Origin of the sequence: Nostoc sp. NZL, from assembly GCF_015714705.1 — a bacterium.
GTDB classification, from domain to species: domain Bacteria; phylum Cyanobacteriota; class Cyanobacteriia; order Cyanobacteriales; family Nostocaceae; genus Nostoc; species Nostoc foliaceum_A.
Genome location: NZ_WBKL01000030.1, coordinates 1 through 12,957, shown reverse-complemented (window position 1 = coordinate 12,957; position 12,957 = coordinate 1). Strand labels below are relative to the sequence as shown.

The 12,957-nt window shown below is 44.5% G+C and carries 13 protein-coding genes, 1 tRNA gene and 2 pseudogenes; 5 read left to right on the top strand and 11 right to left on the bottom strand.

The window, feature by feature from the left end; all coding sequences use genetic code 11:
- The first annotated feature begins 209 nt into the window (after positions 1–209).
- On the top strand, positions 210–2,201 hold the full coding sequence (locus tag F8R90_RS03665; RefSeq protein WP_196509607.1) for a zinc metalloprotease HtpX: 1,992 nt from the start codon (positions 210–212) through the stop codon (positions 2,199–2,201).
- 213 nt (positions 2,202–2,414) lie between these two features.
- Here the strand turns inward: F8R90_RS03665 and F8R90_RS03660 are convergent, their stop codons facing one another.
- The 3 genes and pseudogenes from F8R90_RS03660 to F8R90_RS03650 form a co-directional block, all read right to left on the bottom strand.
- Entirely contained in the window at positions 2,415–2,639 is a 225-nt protein-coding gene (locus tag F8R90_RS03660; protein ID WP_196509606.1) for a hypothetical protein, read from the bottom strand.
- Positions 2,640–2,771: 132 nt separating this feature from the next.
- Positions 2,772–3,074: pseudogene (locus F8R90_RS03655) on the bottom strand (response regulator); the annotation flags it as partial.
- Positions 3,071–3,262: pseudogene (locus tag F8R90_RS03650) on the bottom strand (IS4 family transposase); the annotation flags it as partial. The pseudogenes F8R90_RS03650 and F8R90_RS03655, both read right to left, overlap by 4 nt.
- A 267-nt stretch (positions 3,263–3,529) precedes the next feature.
- Here F8R90_RS03650 and F8R90_RS03645 point away from each other — a divergent pair.
- The gene (locus tag F8R90_RS03645) at positions 3,530–3,781 is read left to right on the top strand and encodes a hypothetical protein (RefSeq protein WP_196509604.1); all 252 of its coding nucleotides are present in this window, start codon (positions 3,530–3,532) and stop codon (positions 3,779–3,781) included.
- Positions 3,782–3,948: 167 nt separating this feature from the next.
- On the opposite strand, the gene F8R90_RS03640 is transcribed toward F8R90_RS03645, so the two are convergent.
- Positions 3,949–4,098 (bottom strand): hypothetical protein, encoded by a 150-nt coding sequence (locus F8R90_RS03640; RefSeq protein ID WP_196509662.1) that lies wholly within the window; start codon positions 4,096–4,098, stop codon positions 3,949–3,951.
- A gap of 192 nt (positions 4,099–4,290) precedes the next feature.
- On the opposite strand from F8R90_RS03640, the gene F8R90_RS03635 reads away from it, so the two are divergent.
- Positions 4,291–5,760, top strand: coding sequence for an aldehyde dehydrogenase family protein (locus tag F8R90_RS03635; protein ID WP_196509603.1), 1,470 nt, complete (start codon positions 4,291–4,293; stop codon positions 5,758–5,760).
- 137 nt (positions 5,761–5,897) lie between these two features.
- Positions 5,898–7,106, top strand: coding sequence for a transporter substrate-binding domain-containing protein (locus F8R90_RS03630; RefSeq protein ID WP_196509602.1), 1,209 nt, complete (start codon positions 5,898–5,900; stop codon positions 7,104–7,106).
- Positions 7,107–7,256: 150 nt separating this feature from the next.
- On the opposite strand, the gene mazG is transcribed toward F8R90_RS03630, so the two are convergent.
- Together mazG and F8R90_RS03620 are read right to left on the bottom strand one after the other, a co-directional pair.
- Positions 7,257–8,081, bottom strand: coding sequence for a nucleoside triphosphate pyrophosphohydrolase (gene mazG / locus F8R90_RS03625; protein ID WP_196509601.1), 825 nt, complete (start codon positions 8,079–8,081; stop codon positions 7,257–7,259).
- Between the two features lie 41 nt (positions 8,082–8,122).
- Positions 8,123–8,710 carry a metal-binding protein gene (locus F8R90_RS03620; RefSeq protein ID WP_196509600.1) on the bottom strand — a complete coding sequence of 196 codons (588 nt, stop codon included), beginning with the start codon at positions 8,708–8,710 and terminating at the stop codon, positions 8,123–8,125.
- Between the two features lie 143 nt (positions 8,711–8,853).
- Between F8R90_RS03620 and F8R90_RS03615 the strand changes: the two genes are divergently transcribed.
- Positions 8,854–8,926: transfer RNA gene (locus F8R90_RS03615), tRNA-Val, on the top strand.
- A 70-nt stretch (positions 8,927–8,996) separates the two neighbouring features.
- Here the strand turns inward: F8R90_RS03615 and F8R90_RS03610 are convergent.
- The 5 genes from F8R90_RS03610 to F8R90_RS03590 all read right to left on the bottom strand — a co-directional run.
- Positions 8,997–9,353 carry a DUF5615 family PIN-like protein gene (locus F8R90_RS03610; protein ID WP_196509599.1) on the bottom strand — a complete coding sequence of 119 codons (357 nt, stop codon included), beginning with the start codon at positions 9,351–9,353 and terminating at the stop codon, positions 8,997–8,999.
- A complete protein-coding gene (locus F8R90_RS03605; RefSeq protein WP_196509598.1) occupies positions 9,353–9,598 on the bottom strand; it encodes a DUF433 domain-containing protein in 246 nt (81 codons plus the stop codon). The genes F8R90_RS03610 and F8R90_RS03605 overlap by 1 nt, the downstream gene beginning before the upstream one ends.
- Positions 9,599–9,758: 160 nt before the next feature.
- Complete coding sequence (locus F8R90_RS03600) at positions 9,759–10,502, bottom strand: alpha/beta fold hydrolase (RefSeq protein WP_196509597.1); 744 nt, start codon at positions 10,500–10,502, stop codon at positions 9,759–9,761.
- 123 nt (positions 10,503–10,625) lie between these two features.
- Complete coding sequence (locus tag F8R90_RS03595; RefSeq protein WP_196509596.1) at positions 10,626–11,240, bottom strand: hypothetical protein; 615 nt, start codon at positions 11,238–11,240, stop codon at positions 10,626–10,628.
- Between the two features lie 96 nt (positions 11,241–11,336).
- On the bottom strand, positions 11,337–12,957 hold a 1,621-nt coding region (locus tag F8R90_RS03590), incomplete at its 5' end, for a WD40 repeat domain-containing protein (protein WP_196509595.1).

The following is a 12,957-nucleotide window of genomic DNA, read 5'->3' as shown; positions in this document are numbered from 1 at the left end:
TATTATTGCAGAGCTTATTTGAAATCCTTAAAAATGATTTATGCGTACCGGGGGCTAGAGAGACATCGTAATTTATGTTTCTTTAGCCTTTTACTTAAGTAAGTAATTTATACTACCGGATATTTGAATTTTTACGAAATTGTGATGACGATCGCTGGATCTATTGAGTATTGATGGATCAAATACCACTCCTATGCTAGGGAGATCCTATGTCATTGCAATCTGGATTAGATGCCTTAAAACAAAAACGTTATCAAGAAGCGGTTGAATTACTCGAACAATTCTGCCGTGATTGCGTTGAACGTGATTCCTCAGATTATCTTTCAGCACAGATGTGGCTGATGAAAGCCTATCAAGCCACAGGCGAAATTGAAAAAGCCAAGAGCCTGTGTCAAAAGTTAATGATGAGTGAAAATCCACAGGCTCGTAGTTGGGCAGAACAAGCTAGTCAATCCTTCCGCCAACCACCAGCAACCCAATCTAACGCCAGCCAAAAAGCTAATCGCGCCGCCACTACTGGGATGAAATTAGCAATGGGGGGTGTGGGTGGTAGTTTGGCGTTAGCTTCTGGTGTCACCATGACCTTGCTGTTTGGCATGGTCTTGGCCTTAGGTTTGAGCTTAGTATTTATTTTGGGTAGCGACGATCCACTCCAAGGGCTAGCGATCGCTATTGGTTTTACCCTAGTTTTTAATATCGCCGCCTTTTTCATATCTCCATTCATCATGGACTTAACTCAAGGCTGGCTTTACCAAACTCGCTGGGTAGAGTTAGCAGAAATTGAAACCCTCAGTCCAGAGACAGCTAAAATTATTAACCAAATCTGTCAGCAGAAAAAGCTGAAAACACCCCGTTTAGGAATCATTAACGATGAAAACCCCACGGCTTTTACTTATGGGTCATTACCTAATAGCGCCCGTTTAGTCGTCAGTCAGGGACTTTTTACTTATCTGGATGATGATGAAATTGCTACCGTCTACGCTCATGAATTGGGGCACATTGTCCACTGGGACTTTGCAGTGATGACAGTAGCTTCTACCTTAGTGCAAATTTGCTACCTGATTTACAGCACAGCTAGAAGATTGGGGCGTGGTGGCGATAGCAAAATTAAAGATGCGATGCAAACTGCGGGTCTAGTTGCCTACGTGTTTTATATCATTGGTACTTATTTACTGCTGTACCTCTCTCGGACACGAGAATACTTTGCTGACCACTTTGCAGCCGAAAGTACAGGCAATCCCAATGGATTATCCCGCGCTTTGGTGAAGATTGCCTACGGGATATTAGAAGAAGGTTCACGCACACAAGAACCCAGCCGTTTAATTGAAGGGACTCGCGCCTTGGGTATCTATGACCATAAAGCCGCCGCTTCCACAGGAACCGCTTACCGCATTGCATCCGATCCGCAAAAAATTGGTCGCGTCTTTTTGTGGGATATGTTTAACCCTTGGGGCTGGTGGATGGAGTTAAATTCAACTCATCCCTTGACAGGGAAACGAGTTCGTACATTAAGCACCTATGCCGAACAATTGGGTTTACCGACTGAATTCGATATGGGGCGAGTTGTAGGCGAAGGTAAAAGTCTTAATAAAAGTAGGCTTTACGGTAACTTCTTTTTAGATGTTGTGCTGTATGGTGCTGAAACTATAGGTTTCTTTATTGGCTTAGTAATGGGTGTGATTCTGTGGTCAAGTTCCCCAAACACAGGTTTAGCATTTGGTGCGCCACTTATTGGTTTAGGGATGGGGATTCTGGTTAAAGCCTTGGTGATGTTCCCCGACTACAAGCAAGCACCAGAAACCGACATTCTCACGCTGATGTCAGATCCTTACGCCAGTCCGTTGCGTGGAAAACCTGCAAAACTGGAAGGTCAACTAATTGGTCGTGGCGACGCTGGTTATAAGTTTGGTTCCGATTTAAAAATTCAGGATCGTAGCGGGATGCTTTATTTGCATTACGCTTCACGCTTTGGCCCCATTGGCAATTTCCTATTTGGGATGAAGCGAGTCCAAAGCTTGATTGGTGAACAAGTTGGGGCGGTGGGTTGGTTCCGTCGAGGTGTTGCACCTTGGATGGATTTGATTCAACTCCAAAGTGAAAATGGCACCATTGTCAACAGTTACCATCGCTTCTGGTCATTCATCCTTGGCGGTGGATCAATTATCGTAGGAGTGGTCTTGACTATGTTTTTGAGCAGCTAGCTGAGTTTCTAGCTTGCTGTCAAAGCATTTCTCAGTCCATCCAAGCTTTAATTTGTTAGGAGGTGGTTAGTAACTGCCTCCGTTTTTTTATTACGGTTCAGTTAAGCGCTACTGGTATAAAATTTTGGGTTTTCGAGACGCGATAAATCGCCGTCTCTACAAGTGTTTTGGTCTTATCTGAACTGTATTGACTTATAAATCGCCTGTAGAAGCCTATATTTGTATCTGTAATTTTCCTCCTTCCCTGCCTTCGGCACGCTGCGCGATCGCATTTACTTGTTGGGCGATCACATTTGCTTGTCGGGCGATCGCATTTGCTTGTTTGGAGATCGCATTTGCTTGTTGGGCGACCTCATTTGCTTGTTTGGCGACCTCATTTGCTTGTTGGGCGACCTCATTTGCTTGTTGGGCGATCGCATTTGCTTGTTTGGCGATCACATTTGCTTGTTTAGCGATCGCATTTGCTTGTTGGGCGATCGCATTTGCTTGTTTGGCGACCGCATTTGCTTGTTGGGCGATCGCATTTGCTTGTTGGGCGACCGCATTTGCTACCGAAAGCTTACTTGTGCATTAAACTTGTTGGCTGCCTTTAACCAGGTTCGCCACCACTGTCACCAACTTATCTGGCTCGATTGGCTTAGATAGATGAATTTGGAATCCAGCTTGCAGAGCCAACTGACACTCTTCATCTCTGGCAAAGGCCGTCAGTGCTACAGCTGGAATTTTTTTTCCTTGGGGTGCTTCCCTGATTCGCACTTTGCGAATCAGCGCATAACCATCTTCATCTGGCATTCCGATATCACTGACTAAAACATCTGGTTTTAATCGTACCAGCGCTTCTAAAGCTTCACCTACTGAACTGACCGATGTCACCATAAAATAAGCTCAGGCTTTTCTCTAAGCATTTTTAACATTTCACGGACATATCGAAAGCCACGATAATAAGCTTTCAGGTCAATAATGCCATAACCGAGATTATGGTGACAGAAATCAGCGAGAAGATGATGGGATAAATTGACCATAAAGAATGCTAGATTAGCAGCATTAGTTACAGCAGTTTGGCTTCATACTATTTTTGTAACATTGCCTAATCAAGAAAATTTCAGACTTTTTATAGATAACCATATATATAAAAAGAAGGAGTAGCTACTCCAATAAAAAATATAAAAGTTAAGATACATTGTTGGTTCGCCACAATGACTTCCATGAGAATTTCAATGTAGGTTTTGAATGGTCTGGAGCATTAAAATTACAGATTTTGATCGCTCCAAATTTGGATTTCAGCTCAGTACAGTTTGTAACAGGCAATGAATAAAACTGAGGTAATTATGTCGGATCAAATTAACATATGTGAGTTGCTGACAGAACTATCCACAAACGAACAGCAACTTCTATCCGGTGGTCACGGGGGTCATGGTCATGGTCACGGGGGTCATGGTCACGGGGGTCATGGTCATGGTCACGGGGGTCATGGTCATGGTCACGGGGGTCATGGTCGTGGTCACTGGGGTCGTGGTCACTGGGGTCGTGGTCACTGGGGTCGTGGTCATCATCGTCGCTGGGATTATGATGATGATTAATAAAAGTAAAGCCATAGCAGAGCGTCTGCCGCTGCCTGCCACCAGTTGAGCACAGCGATCGCCTCAGGGCAAACGCATCTAAAGTATAAGAATCCTTTAATAGCAAGGGTTTTGGCGTTTTTTAATTTAACCTATTTTTTCGTCAATATCCTTATCTAACAGGGGTTTCAGAAATACCGTGCGTTCGCCCTGGGAATAGTTAGGTGTTCAGTAGTAGATTTAACTGCGGTAAGGGTAGTCTCATTGTGAGTAACCAAAGCATCAGGCGCAAAATCAAATAATTCTTGGTAACGCTGACGCTCCTTCTCGACTACCATTCGTGTTGCTTGTAGTTCGTCGGAAGCGAACGCGAGTTCTACAAAGAGAATTAGACACAATTTAGCTATCTCAACCTCCAACTATTATCATAATAATAAAGAATTCATAAATAAATCCACCTAGAGTGCTGTACAGCAACAAACATAATAGGTAGATTTAAGCAAATTTTTTTATAGCTTAAGGAGGGCCTGATGGTTACAGCAACAGTACCAGGACAACAGGTCAAAATCGGCCCAACCAAGTTGCTGATTAACAATGAGTGGGTAAATAGTGTCAGCGATCGCCGATTTGAAACAATCAACCCGACTACAGGTGAGGTAATCTGTGAAGTATCAGAAGCAGACGCACCGGATGTAGATAAAGCAGTACAAGCAGCCCGTGCTGCCTTTACTAGTGGAGAATGGAGAAAGATATCTGCTACCCGTCGCGGCGAGTTGCTTTACAAGCTAGCTGATTTAATTGAGCAGAACACCGATGAGTTGGCGCGGTTAGAAACTCTCGATAACGGTAAGCCATTACAAGATTCATTAGGTGACTTGGGGCTAGTCATCGCCTGCTATCGTTACTACGCAGGCTGGGCTGACAAAGTACAAGGTAAAACCATCCCGATTAACGGGCCATACTTCTGCTACACTCGCCATGAACCTGTGGGTGTAGTTGGTCAAATTATCCCCTGGAATTTTCCCCTGTTGATGCAGGCGTGGAAATTAGCACCGGCTTTGGCAACTGGTAATACTGTAGTTATGAAAACAGCAGAACAAACACCATTATCAGCGCTGCGGGTAGGTGAGTTGATTGTTGAAGCTGGTTTCCCCCCTGGTGTGGTGAACATTTTATCAGGATATGGGCCAACCGCCGGGGCTGCGATCGCTCGTCACATGGATATTGACAAAGTGGCATTTACTGGTTCCACTGAAGTCGGTCATCTAATTATGGAAGCAGCTGCCAAAAGTAACCTGAAGCGTGTGACTTTGGAACTTGGTGGTAAGAGTCCTAACATCGTCTTTGCCGATGCAAATATGGATGCAGCGATCGCAGGTTCCCACGATGCCCTATTCTTTAACCAAGGGCAGTGCTGCTGTGCTGGTTCGCGGCTATTTGTCGAAGAAAAATGTTATGACGAGTTCGTTGCTAGAACTGTAGAAAGAGCGAGAGTGCGGGTTGTCGGTAATCCTTTCGATGCCAATACAGAACAAGGGCCGCAAGTAGACAAAGACCAATTCGATCGAGTGATGAGCTATATCGAATCTGGAATGCGTGAAGGGGCCCAGATGCTATGTGGTGGTAATCAAGTCGGCGACAAAGGTTATTTTATTGCACCTACAGTCTTTGCCGATGTCCGCGATGACATGAAGATTGCCCAAGAGGAAATTTTTGGCCCAGTGATGAGCATCATCAAATTCAAAGATATTGATGAGGTAATTCAACGGGCGAATGCCACCATGTACGGACTTGCCGCCGCTGTGTGGACTCAGGATATCACTAAGGCCCATGCGATCGCCAACAATCTCCGGGCTGGTACTGTCTGGGTAAATTGCTACGACGTATTTGATGCTGCTGCACCCTTCGGTGGATTCAAGCAATCTGGTATTGGTCGAGAACTCGGCGAATATGGCTTGCAGCAATATACCGAAGTTAAGACCGTTACTATCAAATTGTAGTTCGGCTTGAGTTTAGCTTTAACCATGTTCATCCCTCTAAATCTGAAAAAAATCGGTTTTAGGGGGATGATAATTGTGATATTTGATATGGGGTGGGCATGATAAATAGACTTGCATACAACCCCTAGAAAATTCTGATGATAAATGCGATCGCTACTAGATTTCGCCAACTTATGGCTGGGAGAAAAAGCCCGATTGGCAGATATGACCGTAAAAACAAAACCAAGCGTTCCTTAGCACTGTATATATGCATAGGGTTAGTAGGTGGAATTCTGGCATTGTTGTTAATGACATCCCCAGGACTGGCCCAAAAACCGGAACCCCAGCAAACCCCAAAACTCCAACAACCGTTATTAGTAGCCACACGAGTTATACCGCCTTTTGTACTACCAAACAAAGGTGAGCTATCGGGGTTTAGTATCGACCTCTGGCGCAGCATCGCCAACCAAATAGGTGTAGAGTCTAAATTTATAGAATATTCCACTGTGCCGGAACTGCTTTCTGCCATTAAGGACAGCAAAGCCAACTTGGGAATTTCGGCTATCTCGATTACAGCCGAACGCCAGCAGAATTTTGATTTCTCATTACCCATTTTTACTGGGGGGCTGCAAATAATGGTACGAAACGCAGAAACCAACGACAGCGCCTTCCCAAATATTTTGCAATTATTTTTCTCTGCTAGCCTCTTGCAAGTAATAGGCGTTGCCTTAGTGCTAATTGTCGTAGCAGCCCACATTATTTGGTTATCTGAACGCAATCATAAAGATGGGATGATTCCCCAATCATACTTTCCTGGCATTTTCAAAGCCTGTTGGTGGTCAGCTGCCACATTAGCAACCCAAGCTGATGAAATGCCCAAGGGAGTACTGGGACGCTTAGTAGGTATTGTCTGGATGTTCATCGGAGTACTTTTTGCCGCCTACTTTACAGCCAGCGCTACTACATCATTGACAGTACAACAGCTTCAGGGCGATATCAGGAGTATAGACGATTTACCCGGCAAGGTAGTGGTCACAACTGCGGGTAGTACAGCAGCCACATATCTGCGAGAACATCGTATTTCAGTTTTAGAAGTTCCTAAGATTGAGCAAGCTTACAATGCTCTGCAAACAAAAAAAGCTGATGCCGTGGTGTTTGATGCACCTGTACTCCTTTTTTATGTTGCCAATGAAGGCAAAGGAAAAGCACAGATTGTTGGCAGTATCTTACGTGAAGAAAGCTACGGCATAATTCTGCCTAACAACAGTCCCTACCGCAAGCAAATTAATCAGGCCCTGCTGAATCTCAAAGAAAATGGCACTTATCAATCGTTATATGATAAGTGGTTCGATGCTAAAGAATCTTGAAGAAGGGAGTGGGGAAAAATCAATTCAAAATTCAAAATGACGTTCGCGGACTCGCTAACAAAATTGAAGAAAAAGACTGGGGGAGATGAGGGAGATGAGGGGACAAGGAGAATAACCCATGCCAATGCCCAATGCCCCATTCCCAACTCCCTACTCCCCACTCCCTTCTTTGGCAAGTTGGGCTTTTGCCTGTTGCCAGAGAGTTTCTAACTCATCCAAACTGTAATCAGAAAGGGGACGGTCAACAACCGCCTCCATTTTTTCTAATCGCTGGACAAATCGCTGATTTGTGCCTTGCAAACCGGTACTGGGGTCAAGATTATGCCAACGGGCTAGCTGAATCACTGCAAACAGTAAATCGCCTAATTCTGCTTCTTGCCGTTCGGGTGTTTCCTCAGCTAAAGCCTGTTGAAACTCCCCCAACTCCTCATGAAACTTATCCCAAACACCCTGAATATTTTCCCATTCAAACCCGATCGCCGCAGCCTTTTGGGAAATCTTCATTGCCGCCGTCAGTGGGGGAAGGGTGCGCCCATAACGACCGAGTTTAGCACTAAGTTTTTGCGCCTCTGGAGATAATTCGCCTTTTTCCGCAGCCTTGATTTGTTCCCAATTTTGCCGCACCTCATCCACACTAGCAACCGACACATCACCAAACACATGAGGATGACGGCGAATCAACTTTTGGGAAATCCCCTGAGTTATTTCCTTAAGAGAAAATTGCCCCGATTCGCTAGCGATTTGGGCCTGCAATACTACCTGTAATAATAAATCGCCTAACTCTTCTGCGATCGCACTCTTATCCCCACCCTTAATTGCATCCACCACCTCATAAGCTTCCTCAATCACATAAGGCGTGAGCGTTTCGGGAGTTTGAGCCAAATCCCAAGGACAACCACCATCAGGCGATCGCAACTTTGCCACCACCTCAATCAACTCCTGCAACGCCGCCAAAGTCTCATTTTTATCTTCCATACCTCTGCGCTTCCCTTAGCGTTCCTTTGCGTTTAAAAAAATTATTTCTTTAGTCTCGGACGACGACCGCGACTTGTAACTTTACGCTTCTTAATTTTGCCACTAGGAAGCAACCCCCGAACCCCCTGCTTTTTAAAACGCTTATAAGCCGAACCGCCCCAATCGCTCAGAGAATGACTCATTGCACCGAGTTCCAACCCCAAAAACAGGGCGATATATTCAGTATCGTAATCCACAAGCGATCGCCCCACAGTTTGTCCCAAATCCTGCCAAGTAAAACTCAGATTCCATAACCTTTCTGCGATCGCCAAAACGAAAATTGCCAAGATAGCTAGCAAACACCCCAGATAAAGTATCCGCAGAATCGTGCCAATAATCGGCCCGTGGGATAAAAAAGAACGATGCCGCAGACTTTTTTGATAAGGTAGCCAAATCCAGCGCAAGAAACCCCAGCGTTGAAATTGCACAGAGTAAATATCCAAGTCGGGGCCAAACATCAGCCCACCAAAGAGAAACCCGCCTGCAACCAACAAAGTCGCATTGCTGCTGCGAGTCTGCCAGAAAGTAACGCCTGCCACAAACGGCAGAGCATACATAGTAATGCGATCGTGCGTCCGACCAGAGGGCATCCTAAATCCTGTTAGCGATAGCGGGGCGTTAAGCCAGTGCTGAGTAACTGAATACTGAGTCAGTATAAGAGAAAAAAAGATTTTCTTAAAACTACTAGCGCAACGCGAAATGTTTTGCTATATTAGTTAAGGATTAGTCAAACGGGCGGTTAGCTCAGTTGGTAGAGCGCCTGCCTTACAAGCAGGATGTCATCAGTTCGAGTCTGGTACTGCCCATTCAGTAAATTAAGGCTAGAGACAGCTTAGATGCGGTTTCTAGCCTTTTTGGATTTGTGGTATTCCTTAACTACGGCAGAGGACGCTGGCGAATCTGATCGCGCTCTAATACCGTGAACCGCTCCTCAAATTGCAATCCTTCTATCTCTAGTAAATTTAACAATAGTGTAACTGGCTCCTCTGGAACATGGGGGCGAAACCGCAGATAAATCACACCCGTTGGTGATGGTAATCTTAAGCGATAGATGAGTTCGCCATAGTCGCGATCAAACGTTAAAATCACCCGTTGCTCATTAGCGGCACGAGTCAAAACCTCTGTATCTTCAATACCTGGAGAATCCTCTGTCACTGAAGCAACATCATAGCCCGCTTGCCGTAGCAGCCGCACACTGGGCAATGGAAAGTTCTCATTCGCCAGAAACCGCATTACTTGGCCTCAGTAGACAGCAATGGTGTGTAGAATACATCCTCTTTGAGACACTCCGCGGCAAACGCGAACACAGCTTGGATTGCAGGAGCGCTGAGAGTTGGATAGCTTTCTGTAACTTGCTGTTCTGTCCAACCTTCGGCAAACAACCCCAATATGAATTCCACAGATAGCCGCGTTCCTTTGACGACAGGCTTTCCAAGGAGAATTTTCGGGTCTGAATGAATATAAGTTCTCCAATCCATACCAGTTTACCTTTATCGGGCTTCATTTATTATGAGCGATGCCTACGGTGGGCTGCGCCAACGCACCACTAAGATATTCCGCATTTTTATCAGATTCGTCAAAAATGCAGCAGTTGGAAAATAACTTTGCTACGGCAACAATTGACCCAAACTCAAACAATTAATCACTAGTTAATATTGAGGCAAGAAGGTCAGGATGAGACAGATGTGGGCAATGTCCAGAAACTAGTTCAATGGCATCAACTCCTAAGCGCTTGCGTGCGGCGTAGCGTGACCATGTAGGAGACAATATTCGGTCATCGGTACAAACAATATATTTACGCTCAACATGCGGCAAAGCTTTTAGAGGATTCGTTTCAAAGATATATGCCATAGATTGTTGCGAACGACTTTTCGAGATTGCCCACTGTGCTACATCTGGTTGACAATCATGAAAGAAAAACTCCCTTAATACTGCTTCGTCTGAATAATCCTTCCCTACGGAAGCTGGTTCAAACATATCAGGCTCATCGTAGAACTGTTGGAGTTTACTTGGGTCTTTTGGCTGGTAATTGAATGATTTGAGCGTATCAGAATCGAGACGATGAGAAAATTGGTCGAGTGTACTAATTTCGGGATATGGAAGTAGCGCAGCCACAAACACTAGTTGACGCACTTTTACGGCTTCTGCGACCAGGGGAATTATAGTACCAGCCATTGAGTGACCGACTAGGACAATATCATCATCAGTTTTTGGCAGCGCTTGAATTACTACATCTGCAAATTGGGACAAAGTAGCAGACGCATTTTCAATTGGCAAATCCATTGCTACGGTTTTGTGACCCTGTGTTTCTAAATAGGGAATTAGCAAATCCCAACACCAGGTGGCTTGGAAAGCACCGTGAACTAGACAGTATAGACTCATATCAATTGAATAGTGATAATGGTGGACGATTTTCCTAACTTCTCTTATTTTTTAGTAAATTTTTAACCTTAAGCAGGTAAGTAAATCAGCATCCTTATCGATTGCCTATTTCCTGCTATATATTCAAACAGCGGTTAAAACAGGCTGAAAAGGTTGCAATAAAATACCCAAGATTTTATCAACTTCTTTAATATAGTACTCAGTCAAATCTATATAAACAGTCGTCTCTTCTAAAAATAAAAACTTCCAGTTAGTTCCACTAGTAACCGAACCATAAATCCGCCCAACTTCATTGCCTTGATTTTGAATGAACAACTGCGCCGCAATCATTGCTGCTACACATTGACCCAGACCGCCGATAATATCTTCTTTTTTCGCTTCAAAAATAAACATTATCGGAGCAGAAATAAATAATTGTTCCTGGGAATTGCTGATGATGTAATCGCAAAAACCTTGCAAGCCTTGAGTTGGATCAACATTAAATTCATTTCCAGAAAACAGGGAGATTTTATTATTTAATAATCGTCTGACTTCTGCCAGTATTGGTGCAATTAAAAACTCTGACCTAGCTTTTTCGGTTGAAATAGCAGTTGCTAAAGGGATGTAATCTATTAAAATCGTTCTGAGTGTTTCTGATGGTGTAACAGGTTTTGTATCAGCAAATAAATTCCGAGTTTCATCGAGTGTTAAATCAAAACTATTTTTCACCTTGGCGAGACTAAAATCGCTGTATGCCATCCTTCCACCTTGTGATTATCTAGCAGTTCTCAGTTGGATGCAACATCTCTGACCTCTCTCCAAACCTCTCTCCTCTTAGGAGAGAGGCTTTGAATCTTACTCTCCTTCGCTGCGTTCGCGCAGCGTCTCGAAGAGAGGGAAGGGGCTGGGGGTTAGGTCTGTTTTACCTTGATTTGCCAACTCTTTCGCTCTCGCCTGGGAATCAAACTTTAATTTATTATCCCACTGCTGTGCTTTGCCAAATTTTTTAACAGCGCCATCAATATCATCATTTCGCGCTAACTTCTCACCTTGGATAACTAACACTATTGCCCCTTGCGCCAACCGCAATCGCGTTTGGCATGATTGCAACTCTTCTAACACTTCTGGATGACCAATGAGATAATTATTCAACAAATTGCAACCACTGAATAATAAATTATCGAAATCCAAATCCCATAAAATTATTGTTTTGTCTTCACTAGCAGAAGCTAACTCTTGTCCATTGGGACTGTAGGCGACGCTATAGACAGGTCTGCTATGACCATTAAGGGTTTTTAGGAGTTGACCACTGCTGACATCCCAGATTTTGATGGTGTTGTCTTCACTCGCAGAAGCTAACTGTTGTCCATTGAGGCTGTAGGCGGCGCTATAGACCAAACCGCTATGACCAGTCAGGGATTTAAGAAGTTGACCACTGCTGACATCCCAGATTTTGATGGTGTTGTCATAACTAGCAGAAGCTAACTGCTGTCCATTAGGGGTGTAGGCGACGCTAATGACCGCACTGGTATGACCAGTAAGGGTTTTTAGGAGTTTACCACTGCTGATATCCCAGATTTTGATGGTGTTGTCATAGCTAGCAGAAGCTAACTGGTGTCCACTGGGGCTGTAGGCGACGCTATAGATCGGTCTGCCATGACCAGTCAAGGTTTTGAGGAGTTTACCACTGCTGACATTCCAGATTTTGATAGTGTTATCTTCACTAGCAGAAGCTAACTCTTGTCCATTGGAACTGAAGGCGACGCTATTCACCCCACCGTTATGACCAGTAAGAGTTTTGAGGAGTTTACCACTGCTGATATCCCAGATTTTGATGGTCTTGTCCCAACTACCAGAAGCTAAGTGTTGTTCATTGGGATTGAAGGCGACGCTAATGACCGAATTGCTATGACCAGTAAGGGTTTTGAGGAGTTTACCACTGCTGATATCCCAGATTTTGATGGTCTTGTCCCAACTAGCGGAAGCTAACTGTTGCCCATTGGGGCTATAGGCAACGTTTCTCACTGTATCACTATGACCAGTAGGGGTTTTGAGGAGTTTGCCACTGTTAACATCCCAGACTTTGATGGTGTTGTCAAAACTAGCGGAAGCTAACTGTTTTCCATTGGGGCTAAAGGCGACGCCAATGACCGCACTGCTATGACCCCTCAGGGATTTCAGGGGTTCATCACTGTTAACATCCCAGACTTTGATGGTATTGTCAAAACTAGCGGAAGCTAAATATTGTCCATTGGGGCTAAAGGTGACGCTAATGACCGCACTGCTATGACCAGTCAGCGATTTTAGGGGTTTATCACTGCTGAGATCCCAGATTTTGATGGTCTTGTCAAAACTAGCAGAAGCTAACTGTTTTCCATTGGGGCTAAAGGCGACACTATTCACCCCACTGCTATGACCAGTCAGCGATTTTAGGGGTTTATCACTGCTGAGATCCCAGATTTTGATGGTCTTGTCA

What these genes read in the sequence shown, in the direction of transcription:
- F8R90_RS03665 (WP_196509607.1), top strand. Translation starts at nt 210, where the DNA reads ATGTCATTGCAATCTGGATTAGATGCCTTAAAACAAAAACGTTATCAA.
- F8R90_RS03645 (WP_196509604.1), top strand. Translation starts at nt 3,530, where the DNA reads ATGTCGGATCAAATTAACATATGTGAGTTGCTGACAGAACTATCCACA.
- F8R90_RS03640 (WP_196509662.1), bottom strand. Translation starts at nt 4,098, where the DNA reads ATGGTAGTCGAGAAGGAGCGTCAGCGTTACCAAGAATTATTTGATTTT.
- F8R90_RS03635 (WP_196509603.1), top strand. Translation starts at nt 4,291, where the DNA reads ATGGTTACAGCAACAGTACCAGGACAACAGGTCAAAATCGGCCCAACC.
- F8R90_RS03630 (WP_196509602.1), top strand. Translation starts at nt 5,898, where the DNA reads ATGATAAATGCGATCGCTACTAGATTTCGCCAACTTATGGCTGGGAGA.
- mazG (WP_196509601.1), bottom strand. Translation starts at nt 8,081, where the DNA reads ATGGAAGATAAAAATGAGACTTTGGCGGCGTTGCAGGAGTTGATTGAG.
- F8R90_RS03620 (WP_196509600.1), bottom strand. Translation starts at nt 8,710, where the DNA reads ATGCCCTCTGGTCGGACGCACGATCGCATTACTATGTATGCTCTGCCG.
- F8R90_RS03610 (WP_196509599.1), bottom strand. Translation starts at nt 9,353, where the DNA reads ATGCGGTTTCTGGCGAATGAGAACTTTCCATTGCCCAGTGTGCGGCTG.
- F8R90_RS03605 (WP_196509598.1), bottom strand. Translation starts at nt 9,598, where the DNA reads ATGGATTGGAGAACTTATATTCATTCAGACCCGAAAATTCTCCTTGGA.
- F8R90_RS03600 (WP_196509597.1), bottom strand. Translation starts at nt 10,502, where the DNA reads ATGAGTCTATACTGTCTAGTTCACGGTGCTTTCCAAGCCACCTGGTGT.
- F8R90_RS03595 (WP_196509596.1), bottom strand. Translation starts at nt 11,240, where the DNA reads ATGGCATACAGCGATTTTAGTCTCGCCAAGGTGAAAAATAGTTTTGAT.